This is a genomic window from Streptosporangium sp. NBC_01755 (assembly GCF_035917995.1).
In the GTDB taxonomy this organism is placed as follows: domain Bacteria; phylum Actinomycetota; class Actinomycetes; order Streptosporangiales; family Streptosporangiaceae; genus Streptosporangium.
Genome location: NZ_CP109131.1, coordinates 4,962,776 through 4,986,612, shown reverse-complemented (window position 1 = coordinate 4,986,612; position 23,837 = coordinate 4,962,776). Strand labels below are relative to the sequence as shown.

Genomic DNA, 23,837 nt, shown 5'->3' with positions numbered 1-23,837 from the left:
AGAGGTGCGCGTTGCTGCACATCAAGTCCGTCGCCGACGCCCGCCCGATCCTGCGAGAGCTCTGGGGAACCGGTCAGTCGATCGGCTCCATCCACACGCTCGGCGCGCTGCACAACGCCCACGGCGAACTCATCCAGCGGTCGGCGAACGAAAACGATCAGACGATCGTGACGGTCTACCCCAACCGGATCCAGCTCTTTCCCGGCAGCGTCTACCAGTACGACCTCGACGCCGACATCGCCCTGGCCGAGTCCCGCGGTGCCACCATCGTCATCTCCTCCGACGACCAGGAGATGTACCCGCCGGAGTACGCGACCTTCATCGACCAGGGCGAGCGCCACCAACGGCTCAACAATTCCGTCTTCGACTTCGCCTCACGCGGCCAGGTCACCGGCGCCATCCGGTGGATCTCCCTGTGCCGCCCGACGGCCAGCTACTTCGGAATGAAAGACATCGAACAGGCCCTGCTGGTCCAGCGTGCCACCCAGGACCTCATGATCGACTGCGAGATCAGGCACGTCCCCTGCGTCCGGCTGAGAGGCAGCGGAGTCCCCCTCTCCTCCCGGCTGCGTTTCCTGCCCGCGGAGCGGCTCGCAGAGGTCGGAAGCATCTACACGGCGCTGGAAGCAGGCCGCCAGGCCGTCCAGAACGGCGAACATGATCCCGGTAAAGTCGTCTCCCTCGTCCGTTCTCTCCTGCGGCAGAGCCTGTCGACGTTCAAGGTCCTCTACGTCACGGTCGTCGACGTCCACACCTTCGGGCCGGTCACGACCATCGAAGGACCACCGTTCATCCTGCACTGCGCGGTGACGGACGGAGACCTTTACCATTTCGACGGCTTGTGCATCAGGACCGCGGATGAGCTCGCCCACTCACCAGAGGTGATCTGGATCGACTCAGTCAGTGATCAGCCATGACGCTCCGGATCCTGGTCGGCCTCCCCAGCTTCAACGAGGCCGAGACCATCGCGACCGTGACCCGGGACATCGATGCCGCTCTGAGCGCGGCGCCCTTCCCGGTCACCGCGTTGCTCGTCAACGCAGACAACTCCTCCACAGACAGAACCGCGGAACAGTTCCTGACCACGGCCACCCAGCATCCGAAGCGGGTACTGACCACCGCTCATGCCTCCGGCAAGGGTACGAACTGGCAGGCGTTGTTCCGGCTTCTGGATGAGGGCGAGTTCGACATCGGTGTGATGGTCGACACGGATCTCGGGGGCGTGCCCGCCTCCTGGATCCACAAACTGATCATCGCCGCCTCGGACAGCGACTTCGCTTTCCCGCTACGCCCGCCCACCTGGAACGGCGGCGACCTCACCTACCAACTCGCCTATCCCATGCTCGCCGGCGTCTTCGGAGCAGATCTCCGGGAGCCGCTCTGCGGCGACATCGCCCTCAGCCGCCGCGGTGCGAAGCTCGTCCTCGATCAGAACTGGACGGACAGCGCGCACAGATTCGGCGTCGACGCCCTCGTCGCATCCGTGGCCCTGTCGTCGTCTTGGCGGATGGTCCCGCTCCAGGAACGGCGCCGCAACAAGCTACGCAGCTTCTCCGGCGGCTTCGGAATGGGACCCAAGTTCGCGGAGGTCGCGATCTCTCTCCAGGAACGCTGCCGCCTCAGGCTGGGGCATCCGCCTCCGCAACGGTTCGACGCCGCACCCATGGCGACTCCAGCCGGTGACAGCCGACCTGTCCCTGCACAAGACGCGGACATCTCCCAGCTCGCAGCAGAAACCAGTCTCCGCCTGGCGGCCGACCTCGGCACAGGAGCCACTAACCATCTGCCCGAGGCCCTTACCGACCAGCTGCGGGAGCGCAGTTCCTCGGGTGCCTTGCCTCAAGGTCTGCCCTGGCCGTTGTGGAGGGAGGTCCTCCTCGCATGGATCAGGGACCAGCATCGAGAGATCCCCATCAGCCTCTTGGAGACCCTGTTCCTCAGTCGTGTGGTGGGGCATCACCACGAGATCAAGGGACGTGCCGACTGGTACGGCACGGTCCGCGACCAAGCACGGGACCTCTTTGATCACTGTCGGTCACTATGGTCATCGTGATGCACCAGGTGGGCTTTAGACTTTGGACGGTGCCGCGCTCAAGGTAGGTACCGGCTCCCGTCCACCTTCAAAGACGAGAAGAGATCACCCGGAATGACCGACGAGCAGATTGTCCGGCCGGCCCCCATCAGCGGATTCACGGAGTGGCTTCCCGAGGTCCGTCTGATCGAACTGGCTTGGCTCGACCAGATTCGCGACGCCTTCGAGCGGTACGGATTCTGCTCGGTCGAGACCCCGTCGGTCGAGGTCCTTGACGCGCTCCTGGCCAAAGGCGAGACCTCGCAGGAGGTCTACACCCTGCGTCGCCTTCAGGGCGGCGAAGACGACAGCGATGCCCGTCTCGGTCTGCACTTCGACCTGACGGTGCCGCTGGCCCGCTACGTCGCCCAGCACTTCAACGACCTGGTCTTCCCGTTCAAGCGGTACCAGATCCAGCGGGTCTGGCGCGGTGAACGGCCTCAGGAGGGCCGCTACCGCGAGTTCACCCAATGCGACATCGACGTGATCGGCGTCGACAGCGTGCCGCTGCACTTCGACGCCGAAATGCCGCGGATCGTGCACGAGATCCTCACCGGTCTGCGCGTAGGCCCGTTCAGCATCAACATCAACAACCGCAAGGTGCTCCAGGGCTTCTACGAGGGTCTGGACATCGACGACCCGATCGCGGTCATCCGCGCGGCCGACAAGCTCGACAAGATCGGCGAGGAGGGAGTCGCCCAGATCCTCACCACCCAGGTCGGGCTGACCGCCGAGCAAGCCACAGCCTGCCTCAGCCTCGCCCGGATCCGCGGAACCGACAGCTCGGTCGTCGAGCAGATCGCCGCACTCGGCCCCAAGAGCGACCTGCTCACCGAGGGCCTCGACGAACTCGCGTTCGTGCTGGACTCACTGGCCGACCTGCCCGAGGGCGGCATCTGCGCCGACCTGTCCATCGCCCGAGGCCTCGACTACTACACAGGCACCGTCTACGAGGGCAAACTCCTCGACTACCCGACCTACGGCAGCATCTGCTCCGGCGGCCGGTACGAGAACCTCGCAGGCACGTTCATCCGCCGCAGCCTGCCCGGCATCGGCATCTCCATCGGCCTCACCCGGATCTTCGCCAAACTCCTGGCCGAAGGGCTGCTGCCCGTCGACGGGCCGAAAAGCCCCAGCGACCTCCTGGTCGTGGTGCCCAGCGACGAACGCTCCAAGCTGGCCAACGCCACCGCGGCCCAGCTCCGGTCCCGCGGCTTCAAGGTGGAGGTCTACCACCAGGCCGACAAGCTCGGGAAACAGATCCGCTACGCCTCCCGCAAGGGCATTCCGTTCATCTGGTTCCCGCCCTTCGAAGACGGCAAGCCGCACGAGGTGAAGGACATGACCAGCGGCGAACAGGCCCCCGCCGACCTCGAGAGCTGGTCACGGCCTACGCAGCCATGACCTCGCGGCACCTCGGCCTCCCCCGGGGGATGCACGACGTCACCCCGGAGCTCGCGGAAGCCCACAATCAGATTCGTCACGACTGGTTTGAGACCTGTCGATTGTCAGGGTTCCAGCCTGTCGAGGTACCGCCTGTGGGTTTCGCGGACACGTTCACCGCCGGGCACCACGCGGCGGGGGAGCGGACCTACCATTTCCCTGACCGAGCCGGCCGCGAACTGGCCCTGGTCTCCGACAGCCTTCCTTCCCTCCTCCGACTCACCGCAGGACGGAAGGCCGTTGACCAGCGGATCGCCCACTGCACCCCGGTCTTCCGGTACGAGCGCCGCCCACGTCGGCACTTCCACCATCTGGGCCTCATGGAGGTCCATTTCCGTAGGCTCACCCCGCCAGAGCACCAGGCGGCCACCGCCCGTCTCCTGTTCACGCTTGCCGACTTCCTCACGGGCAGGCTCAACTTTACCGTCACCCTCTCCAATCCCGGCCTATGGCGGGGCCTGATCGCCAGCGGGACGGCGTCACCCGAACTCAGCGGTGTGCTCAACCGCCTTCGAACGGCTCACGCATCACAGCGGCCGTCCCTCCTCCACGAATCTGGCGCAGATGACGCCGCAGTCCTCCTCGCTGAGCAACTCGTCGCTGACCCCTCCGGTGCCGAACTCCTCCGTAACGGAGGACCAGCATCAGAACAGGTTGCCGCCTGCCACTCCCTGGCCGAACAGCTTCGAGCCCGCGGAATGAACGCGATCATCGACTTGTCCGAGCTGCACGCCAGCGAGTTCCACGACAGCACCGCATTCCTGCTGCGACCTGACAACGAGCCGAGGCTCCTTGGAGACGGCGGCTCCTACGGAGCGTTCGCCGAGGCGTTCATCGGAACACCCACCAGCCTTCACAGCGCTGTCATCGGCCTCGAAAGGCTCGCTGATCTCCAAGGCCCCAAAGTCGCGGTGCCACCGGCCGTCATCGCCCTCCTCGCCGAGCCCCATGACGAGATGATCAAGATTGCTGACAGCATCTGCAGAGAACTGAGAGGCCAAGGCATCGCCGTCTGGGACGTCCTGATCTCCAAGCCCCTCCGGCAGCATCTACGGGACTTTGCTCGGCTGGGCGTGCCGTACTCCGTGCTCATCGGCGAACGCGAACTGGCGGACTCGCTGCTGACCATCCGGGACCAGGACGGCCGGCACCACAGGGTGGCGAGAACGGATCTGGCTGGTTGGCTGGCCACTCAAGCCAACGGCCGAACCTGACCATCCCGCTGCCCCGTCCGCTCAACCGGATGCCGGAGCGGGGAACCGAGCACGAACCGTTCGAGCTGCTCGTCAACGAACGCCGCAGCGCGATCCCAGAAGTCCCGGGTATTACCGCCGACGTGAGGACTGATCAGCACGCCGGGGCAGGCCCACAACGGATGACCGTCCGGCAACGGCTCCGGATCGACGACATCCAGACCCGCACGCAGGCGGCCGGAGGAGACCTCGGCAAGCAGGGCATCGGAGTCGACCACCGGCCCCCTGGCAACATTGATCAGCAGCGAGCCGTCCTTCATCCGCCCCAGCAGATCCTGATCGACCAACCCTCGCGTCTCATGAGACAACGGCACCAAGACGACCAGCACGTCGACACCCCCGACCAGCTCGGGCAGATCCACGACCCCATGCACACCGGGCCGGGAACGACGCGCCACGGGGAGGACACGCACATCGAAGCCCGCGAGCATTCCGGCCAGGGCCTGCCCCACCGCGCCGAACCCCAGAATGGCCACCGTCTTGCCGACCAGGCCAACTCGCGGACCTGGATCGGACCACACCCCACGCCGCTGGGCCTCCGACCACGCCGGCACGTTGTTCAACGACGCCAGCAGCAAACTCATCGCCGTCTCAGCCGTGGCTCTTGCATGCAGACTCGGGGCGTTGAACAAGGGCACATGTTCCGGCACAGCAGCGATCACGTGATCGACGCCTGAGCTCAGAGCCTGCAGGAACTTCAGCCTCCGCATGGTGGAAACCAAATCGAGGCTCCCCGCGTCGGCGGGATGCGGCAAGACAAAGATCTCCACATTCGACTCTTGCCTCCTCAATCCCTGCGGACCCGGGTAGGTCTCGATCCGAAGGGCTGTGTAAGACCTCACCCGGGTGATCAGATCAGCCGGAAGCCAAACCAGGGGTGCCGTCATGGCCGCACTCTGCCATATGCGGCAGGCCCGGGGAGAAGTTCGTTTTCGAGGCAAGCTGTGAGTGTAACGGCGTGCACGGCTCGCTCGGGGTCACGGTCCTCGTACCCGTCATCTACCTGCCCCTCTTCGTTACCGCAGTGCCTCCTGCAGCTCGGCTTGAAAGGCTGGTCTCTACCGCGCCCCCGAATGGCACCTCGCGACCGGTCGATTCTGTCAGTGGCGGATGCCAGGCTGGGGTCGTGGCAGATCTACTCTCGATCAGAGCCCGCCGACTCTAGCCGTGTTCACCGACCGGGCCGGGAGCCGGGCCGGTGCCGGATGGCGATCGGCTCCCGACGGGAGGGGGCCGAACGTCCGGTAAGGGCGGCATGAGCGCCGGGTAAGGAAATGTCACTGTCGGTTGACCTCCGGCGGGATTAGGTTTGCTCCGTGGGGATCTGGAGCGATACCGGAGATGTCCGCTGAGCGCGGGGGCGGCCACACTGTTCGCCGGAGGGCTCGCCGCGGGGCTGGTGGCGGGCACCACCTCGTGCGCGGCCGTGCAGGGCGGCCTGCTCACCGGGCTCTCCTCCGGCGGCCGATCGGCCTGCTCCGGCGGGCGCGGCGGGCTCGCCGCGGGGCTGTCGAGCCCGGCGGCCGTCGCGCTCTTCCTGGCCGGGCGCTCCGGCTCCCACGTGGCGGCCGGGATCCTGCTCGGGCTGGTGGGGTCCGCCGTACAGCTGGGTCCTCAGCTCAGGGCCGCACTGCTCGTCGTGGCCGGGATCGTGGTCATGATCTTCGGGATCCGCACGTTCGGCCGCGAGCGGGACCGCGAACCCGAACCGGACGGGCACGAGTGCGGACAGGCTCAGGGATGCGGCGGGTCGAGCGGTGAACACGGCCCCGACGAGGCTGCGGACGGGCGTGCCCCCCGGCGCGACGCCGCCCCCCGGCGCGGAGCCTTCTCCCGGATCACCGCTCCCGCGCCCAGGGCGGTGGCGCTGGGCGCGGCGACGGTCCTGCTGCCGTGCGGGGTGACGCTCAGCACCGAGATGGTGGCGGTCTCCAGCGGGTCGGCGCTGGGCGGGGCCGCGGTGATGGCGGGGTTCGTGGCCGGGACGGCACCGGCGTTCGCACTGCTCGGACTCATCCTGCGGCGGGCCGCCGCCACCAGGCTGGCGGCGCTGGCGGGGGTCGTCGCGCTGGCGGCGGGCCTGTGGACCGTCTCCTCGGGGCTGCGCCTGGGAGGCTGGCTGCCCGGATCCGGCGGCCCGGCGCCAGCCGTGGGCCATCCGGTGCCGGCAACGGACGGCCCGGCGGAGATGACGGGCGGCCGGCGAGGGACGACGTCAGCCGGCCCGACAGGCGCCCCGGACGGCCCGGCGGGAACGGCCACGCGCACCGGCGGCGTGCAGCGGATCGAGATCTGGGCCACCCGCGACGGCTACCGTCCCGGTGTGGTGACCGCCCGCGCGGGAGTGCCCACCGAACTCGTCTTCCGCCTCGCAGGCGACCCCGGCTGCAACCGGACGCTCACGATCGACGGCCGCGACGTGGCGCTCCCCGCCACCGTGCGGCTCGGCGCACGGGGCGCGGGTTCCCTGCGCTACATCTGCTCGATGGGGATGTACATGGGATTCGTGCACTTCGTCTGAGCCGGACGCGAGGCGGAAGTCCATGATTACCCTCCGCTGTCGGCCGGTTACATGGCACTCTGTGATCTGTCGGCTGCGTGCCGTCGGCAAGGAGGGGGACATGGGGTGGTGGCCTGACGACCAGGAGGCGAGCGCGGGGCTGATACCCACCCCCCGGAGCACTGAGCACGAGAACGACACGGACGGCGAGACGGAGCTGCTGCTCTCCGCGCACGGCGGTGACGTGCAGGCCGCTCACCTGCTCGGCCGCCACTTCGCGCAGCGGGGCGACCGCTCGGCGGCGCGGCACTGGTGGGAGCGCGCGGCGGTCGCGGGCAACCTCGACAGCGCCTACAACCTGGGTGTCTGGCACGAGAAGCACGGCACCCCCGGGGAGGCCGCGAGGTGGTACGAGTTGGCGGCCGACGCCGGCGACGTCGAGGCCGCGGTGAACCTGGCGACGCTCCTGCTCGACCAGCACGGCGACGCCCCGGCCGCCCGGCGGTGGTACGAGACGGCGGCAAGGGCGGGTTCCCGTGCCGCGGCCAGGAGGCTCGCGCTGCTCTGCGAGGACGCCGGCGAGGCGAAGTCCGCCGGGGAGTGGCACCGCAGGGCCGCGATGGACGGCGATCTGGCCTCGGCTCACGACCTGGGTTTTCTCGCCTACGCCTCCGGCGAGGATGACGAGACGCTGCGCTGGTGGGAGCTGGCCGCCCGGGGCGGTCACGCCGACGCGGCCTACCACCTCGGCCTGTTCCTGCAGGCCAACCGTGATCCGGAGGGGGCGGAGGCGTTCTACCGGCTGGCCGCCAGGAACGAGCACCCCGGAGCCGCGTCCCAGCTCGGCGGCATCGCGCTCTCCCTCGGCGACCTGCGCACCGCTCGCGCCTGGTTCGAGCGGGCCGCCTGCACCGGCAGGATCGACGACCAGCGGACCGCGGGGTTCGTGTGCGTGGAGATGAGCGACGCGCGTGGGGCCGGCCACTGGTTCAGCCGGGCCGCGGCGGGTGGTGATCCGGAGGCCGCTTTCAATTTCGGTCTGCTGCTCATCGCCGAGCACAGCGACCTGCGGGGCGGGCAGCACTGGTTCCGCCAGGCGGCACAGGCCGGGCACCACAGGGCCGCCGTCGAGCTGGCCGCGCTGCTGTCGGCCGCGGGTTTCTCCCGCGAGGCGGAGCGGTGGCTGTCCGATCCGCCGTCCCCCCTCTGGGATCGGGCCACCGAACCCGAACTCGTCGCCCGCGCCGAGCTGGCCGCGGCCGCCGTGGCCCGGCGGGGCGGTGCCCCGCTGAGGATCGGCGACCTGACCGAGCTCCTTGGCACCTGGGATCTCGTCACCCGGCCGCTGCGTGACCACACGGACGTCACGGCCTGGCTGACCGAACGGAGCGGTCTGTCACCGGGTGCGATCGAACACCTGGCGTCCATCCGGGCCACGCTGCTCCGTCCCGGCGGTGTTCCCTGGCCGACCCCGGCGGAGGTCGAGCAGGCCCTGGTCACCGTTCGCGCCCTGCGCTCCGCCTGGTCAACGTGACCGATGCCGTGCGCTCCCCCGGTCAACGTGACCGATGCCGTGCGGCCCGCGTCCCAACGGGATGGGACGCGGGCCGCACAGGACCGGTTCAGGCGGCGATGACCTCGGAGATCGGCACGTAGGGCAGGTCGAGGGCGATGGCGACCTGCTCGTTGGTGAGCCGTCCCGCGTGGGTGTTGAGGCCCAGCGCGAGGGAGGCATCCTGCTTGAGCGCGTTCTCCCAGCCGAGGCCGGCCAGCTTGACCGCGTAGGGCAGCGTGGCGTTGGTCAGCGCGTAGGTGGAGGTGTTGGCGACCGAACCCGGCATGTTGGCCACGCAATAGAAGATCGAGTCGTGGACCCGGTAGGTCGGCTCGGCGTGCGTGGTCGGCCGGGAGTCCTCGAAGCAGCCGCCCTGGTCGATGGCGATGTCGACGAGCACGGAGCCCGGCCTCATGGAGGAGACCAGCTCGTTGGAGACGAGGGTCGGGGCCTTGGCGCCGGGGATCAGTACGGCCCCGATGACCAGGTCGGCCGTCACGACCTCCTTCTCGATCGCGTACGAGGTCGAGACGAGGGTCTTGAGCCGGCCCTGGTAGATGGCGTCGATGAAGCGCAGGCGATCGACGTTGAGGTCGAGGACCGTGACGTCCGCGCCCATGCCGACCGCGATCTGCGCGGCGTTGAGCCCGGCCACGCCGGCGCCGATGACGACGACCTTGGCGGGGGCCACGCCCGGCACGCCGCCGGGCAGCACGCCGCGCCCGCCGTTGAAGCGCATCAGGTTGTAGGCGCCGACCTGCGGGGCCAGGCGGCCCGCGACCTCGGACATCGGGGCGAGCAGCGGCAGGGTGTTGCCGACCTGGACCGTCTCGTACGCGATGGCGGTGACCTGCCGCTCCAGCAGGGCCTCGGCGCACTCGCGGCCGGCCGCGAGGTGCAGGTAGGTGAAGAGCACCTGGCCGGGGCGCATGCGGTGGTACTCCTCCGCGATGGGCTCCTTCACCTTGAGGATCATCTCCGCCTGGCCCCACACCTCGTCGGCGGAGTCAAGGATCTTGGCTCCGGCGGAGAGATAGTCCTCGTCACCGAGGTGCGAGCCGATGCCCGCGCCGCGCTGGACGTAGACGTCGTGGCCGTGCCGGGCAAGTTCGTACACACCTGCCGGGGTCGCGGCGACACGGTACTCATGGTTCTTGACCTCGGCAGGCACGCCGATTTTCATGGAGGTTCCTTTCGACTTCTCGATGGGGGATGTCACGGCGGGCCTCCGGCGAGCCGTGCGCGGCCGCTCATGCTCAGAGCCGGCTCCACGCCTCCTTCAGCACCGAACGGAGGATGGACCCGATCTCGTCGAACTCCTTGGGGCCGCAGATGAGCGGCGGGGCGAGCTGGATGACCGGGTCGCCGCGGTCGTCGGCGCGGCAGTACAGGCCCGCCTCGTACAGGGCTCCGGAGAGGAAGCCCCTGATGAGACGTTCCGACTCGTCGGCGTTGAAGGTCTCCTTGGTGGCCTTGTCCTTGACGAGCTCGACGCCCCAGAAGTAACCGGAGCCGCGCACGTCGCCGACGATCGGCAGGTCGAGGAGGCTCTCCAGGGTGGAGCGGAAGACCGGCTCGTTGCGGGTGACGTGGCCGAGCAGGTCCTCCCGCTCGAACAGGTCGAGGTTGGCCAGCGCGACGGCCGAGGAGACCGGGTGACCGCCGAAGGTGTAGCCGTGGGCGAACATCTCGGTGCCGTTCTTGAACGGCTCGAAGAGGCGATCGGAGGCGATCATGGCGCCGATCGGCGAGTAGCCGCTGGTCATGCCCTTGGCGCAGGTGATGATGTCGGGGACGTAGTCGAACTTCTGCCCGCCGAACATGGTACCGAGGCGGCCGAAGGCGCAGATGACCTCGTCCGAGACGAGCAGGACATCGTACTCGTCGCAGATCTCACGGAGGCGCTGGAAGTATCCGGGCGGCGGCGGGAAGCAGCCTCCGGCGTTCTGCACCGGCTCGACGAAGACGGCGGCCACCGTGTCGGGGCCCTCCATCTCGATGGCGCGGGCGACGCGCTCGGCGGCCCAGTAGCCGTACTGCTCCGGTGTCATGCCGGGCACGCCGGTGATCTCGTCGGCACGGTAGTGGTTGGTGTTGGGCACTCGGACCGAGCCCGGGACCAGCGGCTCGAACATCTGCTTGAAGGCGGGGATGCCGGTGATCGACAGGGCGCCCTGCGGGGTGCCGTGGTAGGCGATCTGGCGGCTGATGACCTTGTGCTTGAGCGGCTTGCCGGTCAGCTTGAAATACTGCTTGGCGAGCTTCCACGCGCTCTCGACGGCCTCGCCGCCGCCGGTGGTGAAGAAGACCCGGTTGAGATCGCCGGGGGTCTCGGCGGCGAGACGCTGGGCCAGCTCGACCGCCTTGGGGTGCGCGTACGACCAGAGCGGGAAGAACGCCAGCTCCTGGGCCTGCTTGGCGGCGGCCTCGGCCAGCTCGCTGCGGCCGTGTCCCGCCTGGACCACGAAGAGCCCGGCGAGGCCGTCGAGGTAGCGCTTGCCGTGCACGTCGTAGATGTGGGAGCCCTCGCCCCTCACGATCATCGGAACCTCGGCGCCCTCGTACGAGCTGTGCCGGGTGAAGTGCATCCACAGGTTGTCCTGCGCGGCCTTCATGAGCGAGGTCACGTCGGTGTTTTCAGGGTGCTTCATCACGATCTTCCCTCGTTTAGCTGAGCTCCCACCAGTCTGCCTGCCAGAACCTCTCTTGCCAAGCGAAAACATGGCATTGAAGTGTTTAGTTCGCCGAAATCCGCAAAACATGCATGCAACAACGACGAAATCCGTCATAGGGTGACGGCGCCCGACAGTGGCGCCCGGAATCTTACCCAACCCCCTGTTCCACTTGGCGGAACCCTGGTATGCCGACGCCACGTGCGAGCGCCTCCGCACCGGCGGCTGTGATCCAATAGGACGGACCAGATATTCAGATGCGAGGGAAAGTCGTGACTCCTGACGAGATCGAGAACGCCGTCACCGCCGGTCTGCCCCAGGCGATCGCGGACCTCAAGAGGCTCGTCGCCATCCCCTCCGTGGCCTTCCCCGGCCACCCGGAGGAGCCCGTGCACGCGGCCGCCGCGGTGACCGAGGAGCTGCTGCGGAGCACCGGCCTGCCCCGCGTTCAGCAGATCCCCGTCGCGGGGAGCTTCCCCGCCGTCTACGCCGAGGCCCCTGCCCCGCCGGGCGCGCCGACCGTTCTCCTGTACGCCCACTACGACGTGCAGCCCACGGGTGACCTCGCACTCTGGCGCACCCCGCCCTTCGAGCCGACGGAGATCAACGGCGCGATCCACGGCCGCGGCGCGGCCGATGACAAGTCGGGCGTCATCTCTCACGTCGCGGCGCTCCGCGCCTTCCAGGGCCGCTTCCCGGTCGGCGTCAAGGTCATCATCGAGGGCCAGGAGGAGTACGCCGGCGAGCGCCTGGAGTCCTTCGTCGAGCACAACCCCGAACTGTTCCGCGCCGACGCGATCGTGGTCGCCGACACCGGTAACCCCCGGGTGGGCGACCCGTCGGTGACGACCTCGCTGCGCGGCATGGGCGCCTTCACCGTCGAGGTGCGCACCCTCAAGGAGTCGCTGCACAGCGGCTCGTTCGGCGGCGCCGCCCCGGATGCCCTAGCGGCGCTGATCCGGATGCTCGCCGCCCTGCACGACGACCACGGCGACATCCGCGTTCCCGGCCTGCCGCGCGGCAGATTCCTCGGCTCCGGCCCGTCGGAGGAGGACTTCCGGTCCACCGCGGGTGTGCTCGACGGCGTCTCCACCATCGGCTCGGGCTCGCTGGCGGACCGCCTGTGGGCCTCGTACGCGATCACGGTCACCGGCCTGGACGTGCCGCCGCTCTCCGGCGCCGTCAACGCGGTCCAGGCTGTCGCCAGGGCCCGGGTGACCGTGCGGGTTCCCCCGGCCGGCGACCCGAAGACGACGGTCGAGGCGGTCGTCGACTTCCTGCGGCAGGTCGCACCCTGGGGCGTCCAGGTGGACGTCGGCGACTACACCATGGGCTCCGGCTACCTCGCCGACACCGGCGGCGCGGCCCGCTCCGCGCTGAACCGGGCCATGGAACGCGCCTTCGGCCGCCCGCCGCGCGACGTCGGCGCCGGCGGCTCGATCCCGCTCGTCTCCACCTTCGCCAGGCAGTTCCCCGCCGCCGCGATCCTGCTCTTCGGCGCCGAGGACGACGACGCGGCGATCCACGCCCCCAACGAGCGGGTGAACATCGAGGAACTCCGTCGCACCGCCACCGCCGAGGCGCTCTTCCTCCAGGAGTACGGCTCCGCGACGGCCTGATCGCCCGGGTATCCGGCACGACGCGCCAGGCGTGTCGTGCCGGATGCGATACAGGACCGATACGACACGGGAGGCGTACGGCACGGCCGGCTGTCCGGCTGAGTCCCGTCTTTTCGGGCTTTCCCGAAGTTCCACGGCCCGGCGAAAAAGTCCCGTCTTTTCGGGCTTTCCCGAAGTTCCACGGCCCGGCGAAAAAGTCCCGTCTTTTCGGGCTTTCCCGAAGTTCCACGGCCCGGCGAAAAAGTCCCGTCTTTTCGGGCTTTCCCGAAGTTCCACGGCCCGGCGAAAAAGTGCTGAAGGTCGTACGATCATCCAGTGGTCTATCCCCCCGCAAGACCCCGCCGGCGTGTCCTGCCGTATCTGCTCGCCGTGGTACTCGCCATCGCCCTGATCGCCGGACTGCGCTGGTACTTCAGCGGCGGCCCGGGGGACGAGCCGAACGAGCCCGGCGCCTGTTCCGGCGAGTCGACGCAGATCAGGGTGGCGTCCTCGCAGGACAAGATCTGGATCCTGCGCGAGGTCGCGAAGGAGTACAGCGGCCGTACCGTGGCCGGGCGCTGCGCCGACGTGGTCATCGACGAGGCCAACTCCGGCACCGCGATGCGGGCGCTGGCCAAGGGGTGGGACGAGAAGACCGACGGCAGGCGGCCGGACGTCTGGTCCCCCGCCGCGTCGGCGTGGGTGACGCTGCTGCGCCAGCAGGCCTCCAGCACCGACGGCACCGTACCGGTCGCCGACGGCAAACCGAGCCCGATCGTCACCGCGCCCCTGGTCTTCGCGATGCCCAAGCCGATGGCCCAGGCACTGGGCTGGCCCGGCAAGGCGATCGGCTGGTCGGAGCTGGCCGGGCTGGCGGCCGACCCGCGAGGGTGGGCGAAGTACGGCCACCCCGAGTGGGGCCGGTTCAAGCTGGGCAAGACCAACCCCAACTTCTCCACCAGCGGCCTGAACGCCACCATCGGCGCCTACTTCGCCGCCACCGGCACCACCTCGGACCTGACGGCCCGTGACGTGGCCGACGCCAAGACCAGGAACTTCGTCCAGGGCGTGGAGCAGTCGATCGTGCACTACGGCGACATCTCCATGACGTTCCTGGGGAACCTGCTGCGCGCGGACGACCGAGGCGAGTCGATGGCCTACATCTCCGCGATCACCGTCGAGGAGAACTCGGTCACCGACTACAACCGGGGCAACCCCTCGGGCAACCCGGCGACCCTGGGACGGCACGCCCCGCCGCGCACCCCGCTGGTAGCGGTCAACCCCAAGGAGGGCACGCTCTACTCCGACCACCCCTACGTGCCGCTGACCTGGATGGACGCGGCCAAGAAAGCGGTCGCCGACGACTTTCTGACCTACCTGCACAGCCCCGAGGCTCAGGCGAGGTTCCAGTCGTACGGCTACCGCTCCTTCGAGGGAAAGCCGGGCCCGCAGGCCACGGAGCAGAACGGCGTCATCCCCGACGCCAAGATCACTACGCTGAGCCCGCCCACCCCCGCCGTCCTGGACAGGGTCCTGCGGAGCTGGTCTGAGCTGCGCAAGCGGGCCAACGTACTGATCGTGGTGGACAAGTCGGGCTCGATGGAGGAGGAGGCGGCGGGCACCGGCGAGACCCGCCTGGAACTGGCCAAGAAGGCGGCGATCAACGCGCTGCCCCAGTTCCGGGGGGACGACAAGGTCGGTCTCTGGGCCTTCTCCACCGCGCAGGACGGCGAGAAGGACTATCTGGAGCTGGTCCCGATCGACCGGGTGTCGAAGATCGGTGACTCTCTCCGCGACCAGTTGAACGGGCTGGCCGCCGGGGGCGGAACCGGGCTGTACGACACCACGCTGGCGGCCGTCGAGCGGATGCGCGGGGCCAAGGACGAGGGGGCCATCAACGCGGTGGTCTTCCTCACCGACGGCAAGAACGAGAAGAACGGCGGCAGCGATCTGGACAACCTGCTCGGCAGGCTCACCCCGGACGTGCGGCTGTTCACCATCGGGTACGGCGAGGGCGCGGACCAGGGGGTGCTCAAGCAGATCGCCGAGGCCACCGACGGTGCCGCCTACGACTCGTCGCGGGCCGACACCATCGACCAGGTCTTCACCAGCGTGATCTCCAACTTCTGATCGCGAGGACTTTTGACCGGGGAGAACTCCGAAGGCGGTTCATTCGTCGGATAAGTACAGACATCCCCCGGGAGGCAGGGTTGTACCAGCAACCGCAGAAGCGGCGTAGGAACTTCGCCCCGTTCATCGTCGCGATCATTCTCGCCGGAGCTCTGATCGTCGCCCTGCGGATCTTTGTCGGCGCGAACGGGCCCGGAGGCTCGGGCGCGTCGCGCGAGGCCGGCGAGCAGTCCAAGGCGTGTGACGACGGCGTCACCCTGACCGTCGCCGCCTCGTCGGAGAAGGCCGAGTTGCTCAGGGAGATCGCCTCCGGCTACAGCGGCAAGACCGTGGAAGGGCGCTGCGCCGATGTCGTCATCGAGACCAAGGCGAGCGGCGGCGCACTGCAGGCCCTGGCCAGGGGCTGGGACGAGCGGCAGGACGGCCCCCGCCCCGACGTGTGGTCGCCCGCCGGCAGCGGCTGGGTCAGCCTGCTCCAGCAACGCGTCTCGGAAAAGGACTCCGGCTCCCTGGTCGCCGCCGAGAACCCGTCGATCGCCAAGACACCCCTGGTCGTGGCGATGCCCATGCCGATGGCCCAGGCGCTCGGCTGGCCGGACAAGAAGCTCGGCTGGTCGGACCTGCTCGCCGTGTCGGCCGGGTCGTGGGCGAAGTACGGCCACCCCGAGTGGGGTCGGTTCAAGCTGGGCAAGACCAACCCCAACTTCTCCACCAGCGGCCTGAACGCCACCATCGGCGCCTACTTCGCGGCGACCGGCCTGTCCGGCGACCTGTCGGAGAAGAACGTGGCCGACGCCAAGACCAGGGACTTCGTACGGGACGTGGAGCGTTCGATCGTGCACTACGGCGACACGACGCTGACGTTCCTGTCCAACCTCCAGCGGGCCGACGACGCGGGCGCGGGCCTGAGCTACATCTCCGCGGTGGCGGTGGAGGAGAAGTCGGTCTGGGACTACAACCAGGGCAACCCGACCGGCGCCCCCGCGACGCTGGGCAAGCACGCCAAACCCAAGGTGCCGCTGGTGGCGATCTATCCCAAGGAGGGCACGCTCTACTCCGACAACCCGTACGCGGTGCTGACCGCCCCGTGGGTCGACGACACCAAGCGTGCGGTGGCGGCCGACTTCCTGGCGCACCTGCGGGCTCCCGAGCAGCAGGCGCGGTTCGCCGAGTTCGCCTTCCGCTCCTACGACGGCAAGGCGGGCAAGCTGATCACCCAGGCGAACGGGCTGCTGCCCGCCGAGCCGAAGGCGACCCTCAGCCCGCCCGCGCCGAACGTGCTGGACAAGGTGCTCGCCAGCTGGGCCGACCTGCGCAAGCCCGCGAACGTCCTCATGGTCATCGACGTCTCCGGTTCGATGGGCGCCACCGTGTCCGGCACCGGCAAGAGCAAGCTCGACCTGGCCAAGCAGGCCGCGATCAACGCGCTTCCCCAATTCGCCTCGCACGACAAGGTCGGGCTGTGGATGTTCTCCACCAAGCGTGACGGAGAGCGGGACCATCTGGAGCTGGCCTCGCTCTCCGCCGTCGACAACGCCCAGCGCAAGAAGCTGCGCGCCAGGCTTGAGGGCCTGACCCCCGACGGCGGCACCGGTCTCTACGACACCGCCCTCGCCGCCCACGAGCAGGTGCGGAAGCTGCGGAGCGGTGACGCGATCAACGCGGTGGTCTTCCTGACCGACGGCAAGAACGAGGACCCCGACAGCCTCTCCCTGGAGAACCTGCTGCCCGACCTGCGCACCGAACCCGGTCAGGAGACGGTGCGGATGTTCACCATCGCCTACGGCCAGGACTCCGACCTCGACGTGCTGCGCAAGATCTCCGAGGCGACCGACGCCGCCGCGTATGACTCTCGCAAACCTGGAAGTATCGACCAGGTGTTCACCGCAGTGGTATCCAACTTCTGATGGCACGCTTCGTCGACGAACTCAAGGACCCCTGGGGCCTGCTGCTGGCCGCGACCGCCGGCGGCGCCGCGTGGGCCGTCAGCGTGCACCCGGTCGCCGCCGGGTTCGTCGGCGTCGTCGTCTGGCTGGCCAAGGCCGGGATCTCGGCGTTACCGGAGCGCGGGAGCCGCGACCGGCCCGCCGTCACCCCCGGCAGCCAGGAGGAGTACTGGCTGAGACGGGCGGGATCCGCCGCCTACGGCTTCGCCGAGCTGAGCGCCTCGATGGGGCAGGGCCCGCTGGCCGAGCGGATCGCGCTGATGCGCCCCCAGGTGGACGACTCGACGGCCACCCTGGAGCGGCTGGCCGAGCAGGCCTCGCTCACCGGCACCGCGCTGGCCAGGTTCGACCTCGACAGGCTCGGGCACGAGCAGGCCCGGTTGACGCGGGCCCGCGCGGAGGCCAGGCAGGACCTGGTCGCGGACCTCGATCGTGCCCTCGCCTCGCTGGCCTCCCAGCGGGCCGTGGTCGACCGGCTCTCATCGGCCAGGGAGCAGGTGCTCGCCCGGATGGAGTCGAGCGCCATCAGCATCGAGGAGCTCCTCGCCCGTGTGGTGGAGCTGTCGGCGGTGTCGGCGAACGGCCGGTTGGAGCCGACCCGGGTGCTGGACGAGCTCGCCGACGCCCTCGAAGGAGTCCGCCAGGGCCTCCACGAAACCGAGCAGATCACGCGCGACGCGCTGGATCGATAAGGAGCCCCCCATGTTCAAGGTCATCCGTCGGGCCTGGCGTTACCTGGTCTTCGCCCTCTCCGGACGGCTGGACGAGCTGGCCGACCCCCGCGTGCAGATCGAGCAGGCCATCGCGGAGGCCAAGGAGCAGCATCAGCGGCTGAGCCAGCAGGCCGCCGCGGTCATCGGCAACGAGCGCGAGATGGAGATGAAGCTCGCCCGCTCGACGGAGGAGACCGGGAAGCTGCAGGCCAACGCCCGCCAGGCCCTCCTGCTGGCCGAACAGGCGCGGTCCGCGGGCGACGAGCGCAAGGCCCTGTCGTACGAGGACTCGGCCCGTGCCTTCGCCTCCCGCCTGGTGGCGGCCGAGGCCGCGCAGCAGGAGTCGCAGCTGACCTACGAGCGGGCCAAGCAGTTCTCCGCCCAGGCGCGCGCCTCGGTCGAGAACAACGCGATGGCCCTGCAGAAGAAGATCGCCGAGCGGATGCGGCTGCTCTCCCAGCTTGACCAGGCCAAGGTCCAGGAGGAGCTCAACAAGGCCATGGGCGATCTGTCCGGGCTCACCCCCGCCGGTGAGACGCCCACCCTGGACCAGGTCCGCGACAAGATCGAGAAGCGTTACGCCCGCGCACTCGGCGAGGCCGAGCTGACCTCCGGCTCCGTCGAGGCCCGCATGATCGAGGTCGAGCGCGCCGCCATCGACGTCGAGGGCGCGGCCCGCCTGGAGGCCATCAGGGAGAGTCTGAATAGCGACCGAAAGCCCGAGATCGGGAAGTAGGCGACGCTCGCCTTCAGGCCGGGAAGGACGTCAACGGCCTTCGGGCCGGGGAGGACGTCCACGGCGTGGTTCAGCGGACGGGCAGGTCGTAGACCCGGCGCACGCTGGTGGGGGCGGCGCTGAGGTCGGCCCCGTAGATGTGAAGTGAGATGGCCGTCTCGTCCCCCGTGTTGTGGACACGGTGAATGTCGCCGGGCGGGGCGAAACCGCTGACCTCCCCGATCTGGTTGGCGGTCCGGCCGATCTCGGTCAGGTGGTCGCCATGGTCGCGGTAGAGGGTCTCGTACTCGACACCCCGCAGCACGCCGAACACGCACCAGGCGATGTGGTCATGGATCACGGTCTTCTGGCCTGGCCGCCAGACCACGGCCACGATCGAGAAGCCCTCCTCGGCGTGGAGGGTGTGGCCGATGTAGCCGTCGGGGTCGCCGAGACGCTCTTCCTCGGTGAGGATCTCGAAGGACGGCAGCCGTTCACGCAACAGGTCCGCCACCGCGAAGGCGGTCGCCCGGGGGTCGGCAGACGGGTCGACGAGTTCCCTGACCCCCTCAACGATCTCGGCCAGGCCCGGACGGGTGCGCGTCAACGTCTTCATGCCTCAAGGATGCGCCGAGAAGATATATAACGTCTAATGCCCATCTTCCCGTTCATTCATCGATAAAGTTAATACATGCTCGATATCGTGCGGCTTCGTGTCCTCGCTGCGGTCTCCAGGCACGGCTCGGTGACCGCGGCGGCCAGGGAGCTGCACTACTCCCAGCCCTCGGTGAGCCACCACCTCGCGAAGCTCGAAGCCGAGACCGGGGCCAAGCTCATCCAGCGGGCCGGCCGGGGCATCCGGCTGACCGAGGCGGGCCGCCTGCTGGCCGAGCGGGCCATCGAGATCATCGGCCGCCTCGACTCCGCGTCCGCCGAGCTCTCGGCGCACGTGGGCCTGCACTCCGGACGGGTCAGGCTGGCCGCCTTCCCCTCGGCCCTGGGAACGTTCGTGCCGCAGGCCGCCGCCGCCCTCGCCAGGGAGCACCCCGGCCTGGAGCTGCGGCTGACCGAGACCGAGCCTCCCGACGCGCTGCGCATGCTCCGGGCGGGCTACGTGGACGTGGCGGTCATCTTCCGCTTCGAAGGCACCGGCCCCGAGGAGGATGGCATCCGCCTGCTCCACCTGCTGGACGACACCAGCTACCTGGTCACCTCCGACCAGACCGGCGACCTGGCCTCGCACCGCGACTCCCAGTGGATCGGGGGCTGCGACCGGTGCCGCAGCCACCTGCTGGAGCTGTGCGCCAGGGCGGGTTTCGAGCCGGAGATCGCCTTCACGACCGACGACGCCGTCGCCGTCCAGGCCCTGGTCGCCGCCGGGATCGGGGTGACCGCCCTGCCGGGGCTCGCCCTGCAGGCCCACCGGAACCCGGGGGTCACCGTGATCGAGCTCCCCGGCTCGACCCGCCGCGTCTACGCCGCCACCTACGGCGCGCCCCCCGACCCCCCGGCCACCACCGCCCTGCTGGCCACCCTGGCCTCGGTGACCCGCCCGTAGGGCGACCGACCCGACGGGGGGCCTGGCTCCACGGCGACCGACCTGACGGGGGCCTGGCTCCGCGGCGTCGGCACTCGGCGGAAACCCGTTGGCGACCGAGCATCGGGCGCACCTAGGATCCCTATATGCCAGATTTGACGATGCTTGCCCTTTTTGCGGCGGCGACCCTTGCCCTGCTGCTCGTGCCGGGCCCCGCGGTGCTCTACATCGTGACCCGCAGCGTCGCCCAGGGCCGGGGGGCCGGACTGGTGTCGGTGCTGGGGATCCACCTCGGGTCCCTGGTCCACGTGGCCGCCGCCGCCCTGGGCATCAGCGCCCTGCTGGCCGCCTCGGCGACCGCGTTCGCGGTGGTCAAGTATCTGGGCGCGGCCTACCTGGTCTGGCTGGGCGTCCGCAAGCTGATGACCCGCCCCGACCCGGACGGGGTGGCCGAGCCGCCGGCCGCGACGAGAAGCAGGATCTTCTGGGAGGGCTTCGTGGTCAACGTGCTCAACCCGAAGACAGCGATCTTCTTCCTCGCCTTCCTCCCCCAGTTCACCGATCCGGCCGCCGGCCCGATCGCCCCGCAGATCGTGCTCCTCGGCCTGATCTGGACCGTCCTCGGCATGGCCAGTGACGGTGTCTACGCCCTGCTCTCCTCGGCCATGGCCGGTCGCCTGCGCCGCTCGGCCCGCGCCCGCCGCCGCCTCGACGTCACCAGCGGCCTGGTCTACCTCGGCCTGGGCGCCGTCGCCGCGTTCACCGGCGAGAGCGCCGCGGCAAAGGCCTGAGCCCTTATTTCGGAGCCTCCCCGCGCAGGAGCGCCCAGGCCTGGGCTTTACGCGACTTTCCCAACCGCCCTGACGTACGCTGACGGCATGAGCGAGATTGCCAGGTTCACCGCGATCATCACTCCCGATGACGAGGGGTGGTATGTCGCGCGCTGCCTGCAGGTCGAAGTGACCAGTCAAGGCCCCACAGTCGACGAGGCGCTGGCCAATCTACGGGAAGCGCTGGAGCTCTATTTTGAGGATGAGCCGGCTCCGGAGATCTTCGAACAACCCATTGTCGCTCCGCTCGAGATCCAGCTCTCCGCGTAAGCCCTCGCCAGTTTCCCGTGTGCTCGGGCGCCCAAGTCGTGCGCGCGATTGACGGCGGCGACCGACGGATCCGACAGCGCCAGGGCGGTGGAAACCGCGTCGATCGCCGCTGGAGAGACGAACGGCTCGTTGCCCTGGACGTTGAGGTAGCCGTCCACCTTCAGATAACGGAGACATTCGGCGACTCGATCGGTGCCGGCGAGGTGGTCTCGGGTCAGCAGGCAGGCCATGTCGAGCCGACGGCATACCTCCTGAATGCGCGCGTCATCAGTGGCGATGAAGGTTTCCGCGATGCGCTCAGCCTTCTGGCAGCGTTGGTAGACATGCCACATCAGGGGCTTGTCGCCCAGGAGCGCGAGAGGCTTTCCGGGGAAGCGGATCGAGCCGTACCGGCAGGGGATCACGACGACATGGCGCGGGGTGGCGCCTCCTGACGAGTGCATGGGGATGGCTCCTGGATAGAGAAGGTCTACGAGGACAGGAACGTCGCGAGCTTCACCGCGACACTGGGTGAGGAGCAGTCGATGGGCTTCAACCAGCGATAACCGCCGACCTCCTCGGACTGCAGGGTGATGTGGAGGCCCTGTCGGCCGGTGACCCGGAACGCGAAGCGGAAGTCGAAGTGCGGCTGCTCGGGTTCGGCCTTGGCCGGATTGGCAGGGGTGGTGTGGATGTTGATGTCCAGCTGTACCCCATCCATGACAGGGTCCCGGTTGGCCATGTCTGCGAGAATGCCGGTCTCTTCGGTGAGTTCACGGAGCGCCGCGGCCTGGAGGTCGGCATCGGCGTCTTCCAGGTGACCGCCTGGCAGGAGAAGTAGGCCCAGGGTGTTGTGGTGAATGTGCAGGACCTGTCCACTCAGGTCGATCAGTACGGCGCTGCAGGTCACGTGACCGGTGAAGGTGCTGCGACTGACGAGGGGATCCGGCCTGGCCAGACCGTCGATCAACGGGCTGAGGGCTACACGCTCGCTCGTGTCCCGCTTGAGCTTGGCACAGAGAGATCACGCCTTGGACGGAGTGTGGGTACCTGATGTGTGCCTGCTCGGCGTGGCATGCGCGCACCGGTGGGGCCCAACCTGTACGGTGCGAACCTCCTCGTAGGCCGCGTGCTTTCTAAGGAGCTGACTGTGTCAGTGCTCGTCGCTCACATCCGAACAGCCGGTCACGGAGGGCTTTGCTCTCCGGCTGGTGTGGGGGTGCCCCGTGGCGATCAGTGACTCGGACATCTCGAGCGCACTTTCCGCCTACCTCGAGCGCTACCCGGACGAGGCCGCGCTGCTGGCTGGGCCGGTGCAACTGCTGTGTCAGGGAGGGGACTTCGCCTCGCGGCGGAATTTTCCGATGCACGTGACTGTCGGTGCGCTGCTGGTCCGCGGTGACGCCGAGATCCTGCTTGTCGAGCACCGCGCGTACGAGATCACGTTGCAGCCCGGAGGTCACCTCGAACCGACCGACACCACACTGATCGACGCGGCAGTGCGCGAGTTGGCGGAGGAGACCGGTCTTGACCCCGGCAAGGTCTTCCCGGCGTCGCAGACCCCCGTCTACGTCGAGTACGGCAGGGTTCCGGCACGACCGGAGAAGAACGAGCCGGATCACTACCATCTCGACATCGGGTACTCCTTCGTGACAGCGCATGCGGACGTGGGGCGCATCCAGGAGTCCGAGGTGACGGGTGCCGCCTGGTATCCGCTCGCCGTGGCCGAGCGCCTTGTCGGGCACCGCATTGCGCGAGCGGTCAGCGCACCGGCCCGGATCGGTTGACCGGACCCGTCGAACGCTTCCGGTCGGCAGCTGCACCGGATCACGGTGCGTACCGGTCGAGACTCCGCGGTCGTTGTCCCTCTCCTTGTCGAACCGAACGCGGGAGCCTCGACGGTCGCAGCCTCAGCCGACGTCGGCCGAGCTGCGGTGTCCACTCACTGAAAGGATGGTTTGCGGTCCCGGCTCCGCTTGAGCTCAAAGAAGCCGTCCGTCCCGGCGACCATGACCAGACCATCCCAGAGTCGTCCGGCAGCTTCACCGCGGGGGCCAGCGTGATCACGGGGCCGAACAGGGCCGTGCCGCCGATGCGGAGAACGGGCGTCCCGACATCGAGGCCGACCTTGTTGAACGCCTCGTTGTGCGAGTCCCTGATGAGCTGATCGAACTCCGTGCTTATGGCGGCTGCGGCCAGCGAATCGGGCAGGCCCGCCTCCGCGAGAGCTTCGGTGATAACGATGGGATCGTCGCGACGTCTTTGGTTGTGAAGCCGGGTGCCGATGGCGGTGTACAGCGGTCCGAGGACGCCGCGGCCACCGTGCTCAGCGGCTGCCGCGCAGACCCGCACCGGACCCCATGCCTTCGTCATCAGGTCCAGGTAGTCCTCGCTGAGTCCCTTGCCCTCGCGCTGGACGAGGTTCAGGTGGGCCAGCGACATGATCCGCCAATCGGCGCGCACCGGCCGAACCTGCTCGACCTCCAGGAGCCAGCGCGAGGTGATCCACGCCCAGGGGCACAGCGGATCGAACCAGAACGGGACCTCGTCGCGGTCCGGCTGTTCCTTGATCATCAGAATGAGCACCGTCCTATCTCAGACCGGTTTTGCATATGCCCTCTCCCG

Annotated in this window: 21 protein-coding genes and 1 pseudogene; 15 read left to right on the top strand and 7 right to left on the bottom strand. The window is 68.8% G+C overall.

Features of this window, described 5'->3' with window-relative positions:
- Nucleotides 1-11: 11 nt before the first annotated feature.
- The 4 genes from OG884_RS23845 to OG884_RS23830 all read left to right on the top strand — a co-directional run bounded on the left by OG884_RS23845 (nt 12) and on the right by OG884_RS23830 (nt 4,728).
- The gene (locus OG884_RS23845) at nt 12-917 is read left to right on the top strand and encodes a pantoate--beta-alanine ligase (RefSeq protein ID WP_326636325.1); all 906 of its coding nucleotides are present in this window, start codon (nt 12-14) and stop codon (nt 915-917) included.
- Nucleotides 914-2,053, top strand: coding sequence for a glycosyltransferase (locus OG884_RS23840; protein ID WP_326636323.1), 1,140 nt, complete (start codon nt 914-916; stop codon nt 2,051-2,053). The genes OG884_RS23845 and OG884_RS23840 overlap by 4 nt, the downstream gene beginning before the upstream one ends.
- 93 nt (nt 2,054-2,146) lie before the next feature.
- Nucleotides 2,147-3,475 (top strand): histidine--tRNA ligase, encoded by a 1,329-nt coding sequence (hisS, locus tag OG884_RS23835; RefSeq protein WP_326636321.1) that lies wholly within the window; start codon nt 2,147-2,149, stop codon nt 3,473-3,475.
- A gap of 29 nt (nt 3,476-3,504) precedes the next feature.
- Nucleotides 3,505-4,728, top strand: coding sequence for an ATP phosphoribosyltransferase regulatory subunit (locus OG884_RS23830; RefSeq protein WP_326636319.1), 1,224 nt, complete (start codon nt 3,505-3,507; stop codon nt 4,726-4,728).
- On the opposite strand, the gene OG884_RS23825 is transcribed toward OG884_RS23830, so the two are convergent.
- Nucleotides 4,707-5,537 (bottom strand): NAD(P)-dependent oxidoreductase, encoded by an 831-nt coding sequence (locus OG884_RS23825; RefSeq protein ID WP_326636317.1) that lies wholly within the window; start codon nt 5,535-5,537, stop codon nt 4,707-4,709. The two genes, OG884_RS23830 and OG884_RS23825, sit on opposite strands and share 22 nt — an antisense overlap.
- A 539-nt stretch (nt 5,538-6,076) precedes the next feature.
- Here OG884_RS23825 and OG884_RS23820 point away from each other — a divergent pair.
- Nucleotides 6,077-7,288, top strand: a complete 1,212-nt coding sequence (locus tag OG884_RS23820) for a sulfite exporter TauE/SafE family protein (RefSeq protein ID WP_326636315.1) — start codon at nt 6,077-6,079, stop codon at nt 7,286-7,288.
- A 100-nt stretch (nt 7,289-7,388) separates the two neighbouring features.
- A complete protein-coding gene (locus OG884_RS23815; RefSeq protein WP_326636313.1) occupies nt 7,389-8,801 on the top strand; it encodes an SEL1-like repeat protein in 1,413 nt (470 codons plus the stop codon).
- A gap of 88 nt (nt 8,802-8,889) precedes the next feature.
- Here OG884_RS23815 and ald read toward each other — a convergent pair whose 3' ends face one another.
- A complete protein-coding gene (ald, locus tag OG884_RS23810; RefSeq protein WP_326636311.1) occupies nt 8,890-10,005 on the bottom strand; it encodes an alanine dehydrogenase in 1,116 nt (371 codons plus the stop codon).
- 73 nt (nt 10,006-10,078) lie between these two features.
- Nucleotides 10,079-11,473 carry an aspartate aminotransferase family protein gene (locus tag OG884_RS23805; RefSeq protein ID WP_326636309.1) on the bottom strand — a complete coding sequence of 465 codons (1,395 nt, stop codon included), beginning with the start codon at nt 11,471-11,473 and terminating at the stop codon, nt 10,079-10,081.
- 293 nt (nt 11,474-11,766) lie between these two features.
- Here OG884_RS23805 and OG884_RS23800 point away from each other — a divergent pair, with 293 nt between their 5' ends.
- The 5 genes from OG884_RS23800 to OG884_RS23780 all read left to right on the top strand — a co-directional run bounded on the left by OG884_RS23800 (nt 11,767) and on the right by OG884_RS23780 (nt 18,617).
- Complete coding sequence (locus OG884_RS23800) at nt 11,767-13,113, top strand: M20/M25/M40 family metallo-hydrolase (protein ID WP_326636307.1); 1,347 nt, start codon at nt 11,767-11,769, stop codon at nt 13,111-13,113.
- A gap of 315 nt (nt 13,114-13,428) precedes the next feature.
- Nucleotides 13,429-15,222: a substrate-binding and VWA domain-containing protein gene (locus OG884_RS23795; RefSeq protein ID WP_326636305.1), complete on the top strand. Its 1,794-nt coding sequence runs from the start codon at nt 13,429-13,431 to the stop codon at nt 15,220-15,222.
- Nucleotides 15,223-15,302: 80 nt separating this feature from the next.
- A complete protein-coding gene (locus OG884_RS23790) occupies nt 15,303-17,129 on the top strand; it encodes a substrate-binding and VWA domain-containing protein (RefSeq protein WP_326636304.1) in 1,827 nt (608 codons plus the stop codon).
- Nucleotides 17,129-17,860 carry a hypothetical protein gene (locus OG884_RS23785; RefSeq protein ID WP_326636303.1) on the top strand — a complete coding sequence of 244 codons (732 nt, stop codon included), beginning with the start codon at nt 17,129-17,131 and terminating at the stop codon, nt 17,858-17,860. Before OG884_RS23790 ends, OG884_RS23785 begins: the two co-directional genes overlap by 1 nt.
- Nucleotides 17,861-17,870: 10 nt before the next feature.
- Nucleotides 17,871-18,617: a PspA/IM30 family protein gene (locus OG884_RS23780; protein ID WP_326636301.1), complete on the top strand. Its 747-nt coding sequence runs from the start codon at nt 17,871-17,873 to the stop codon at nt 18,615-18,617.
- Nucleotides 18,618-18,687: 70 nt separating this feature from the next.
- On the opposite strand, the gene OG884_RS23775 is transcribed toward OG884_RS23780, so the two are convergent.
- On the bottom strand, nt 18,688-19,212 hold the full coding sequence (locus OG884_RS23775) for a cysteine dioxygenase family protein (protein ID WP_326636300.1): 525 nt from the start codon (nt 19,210-19,212) through the stop codon (nt 18,688-18,690).
- Between the two features lie 75 nt (nt 19,213-19,287).
- Here OG884_RS23775 and OG884_RS23770 point away from each other — a divergent pair, with 75 nt between their 5' ends.
- The 3 genes from OG884_RS23770 to OG884_RS23760 all read left to right on the top strand — a co-directional run bounded on the left by OG884_RS23770 (nt 19,288) and on the right by OG884_RS23760 (nt 21,233).
- Nucleotides 19,288-20,154, top strand: coding sequence for a LysR family transcriptional regulator (locus OG884_RS23770; RefSeq protein ID WP_326636297.1), 867 nt, complete (start codon nt 19,288-19,290; stop codon nt 20,152-20,154).
- Between the two features lie 125 nt (nt 20,155-20,279).
- Entirely contained in the window at nt 20,280-20,924 is a 645-nt protein-coding gene (locus OG884_RS23765; protein WP_326636295.1) for a LysE family translocator, read from the top strand.
- Between the two features lie 87 nt (nt 20,925-21,011).
- Complete coding sequence (locus tag OG884_RS23760) at nt 21,012-21,233, top strand: type II toxin-antitoxin system HicB family antitoxin (protein ID WP_326636293.1); 222 nt, start codon at nt 21,012-21,014, stop codon at nt 21,231-21,233.
- Here the strand turns inward: OG884_RS23760 and OG884_RS37590 are convergent.
- Both OG884_RS37590 and OG884_RS23750 read right to left on the bottom strand, forming a co-directional pair.
- Nucleotides 21,155-21,676 (bottom strand): cytidylyltransferase domain-containing protein, encoded by a 522-nt coding sequence (locus tag OG884_RS37590; RefSeq protein WP_442811511.1) that lies wholly within the window; start codon nt 21,674-21,676, stop codon nt 21,155-21,157. The two genes, OG884_RS23760 and OG884_RS37590, sit on opposite strands and share 79 nt — an antisense overlap.
- Nucleotides 21,677-21,702: 26 nt before the next feature.
- Nucleotides 21,703-22,182 (bottom strand): NUDIX domain-containing protein, encoded by a 480-nt coding sequence (locus tag OG884_RS23750; protein ID WP_326636290.1) that lies wholly within the window; start codon nt 22,180-22,182, stop codon nt 21,703-21,705.
- A gap of 256 nt (nt 22,183-22,438) precedes the next feature.
- Here OG884_RS23750 and OG884_RS23745 point away from each other — a divergent pair, with 256 nt between their 5' ends.
- On the top strand, nt 22,439-22,999 hold the full coding sequence (locus tag OG884_RS23745; RefSeq protein ID WP_326636288.1) for an NUDIX hydrolase: 561 nt from the start codon (nt 22,439-22,441) through the stop codon (nt 22,997-22,999).
- Nucleotides 23,000-23,154: 155 nt separating this feature from the next.
- On the opposite strand, the pseudogene OG884_RS23740 reads toward OG884_RS23745, so the two are convergent.
- A pseudogene (locus tag OG884_RS23740) lies at nt 23,155-23,786 on the bottom strand (mycothiol-dependent nitroreductase Rv2466c family protein).
- Between the last annotated feature and the right edge of the window lie 51 nt (nt 23,787-23,837).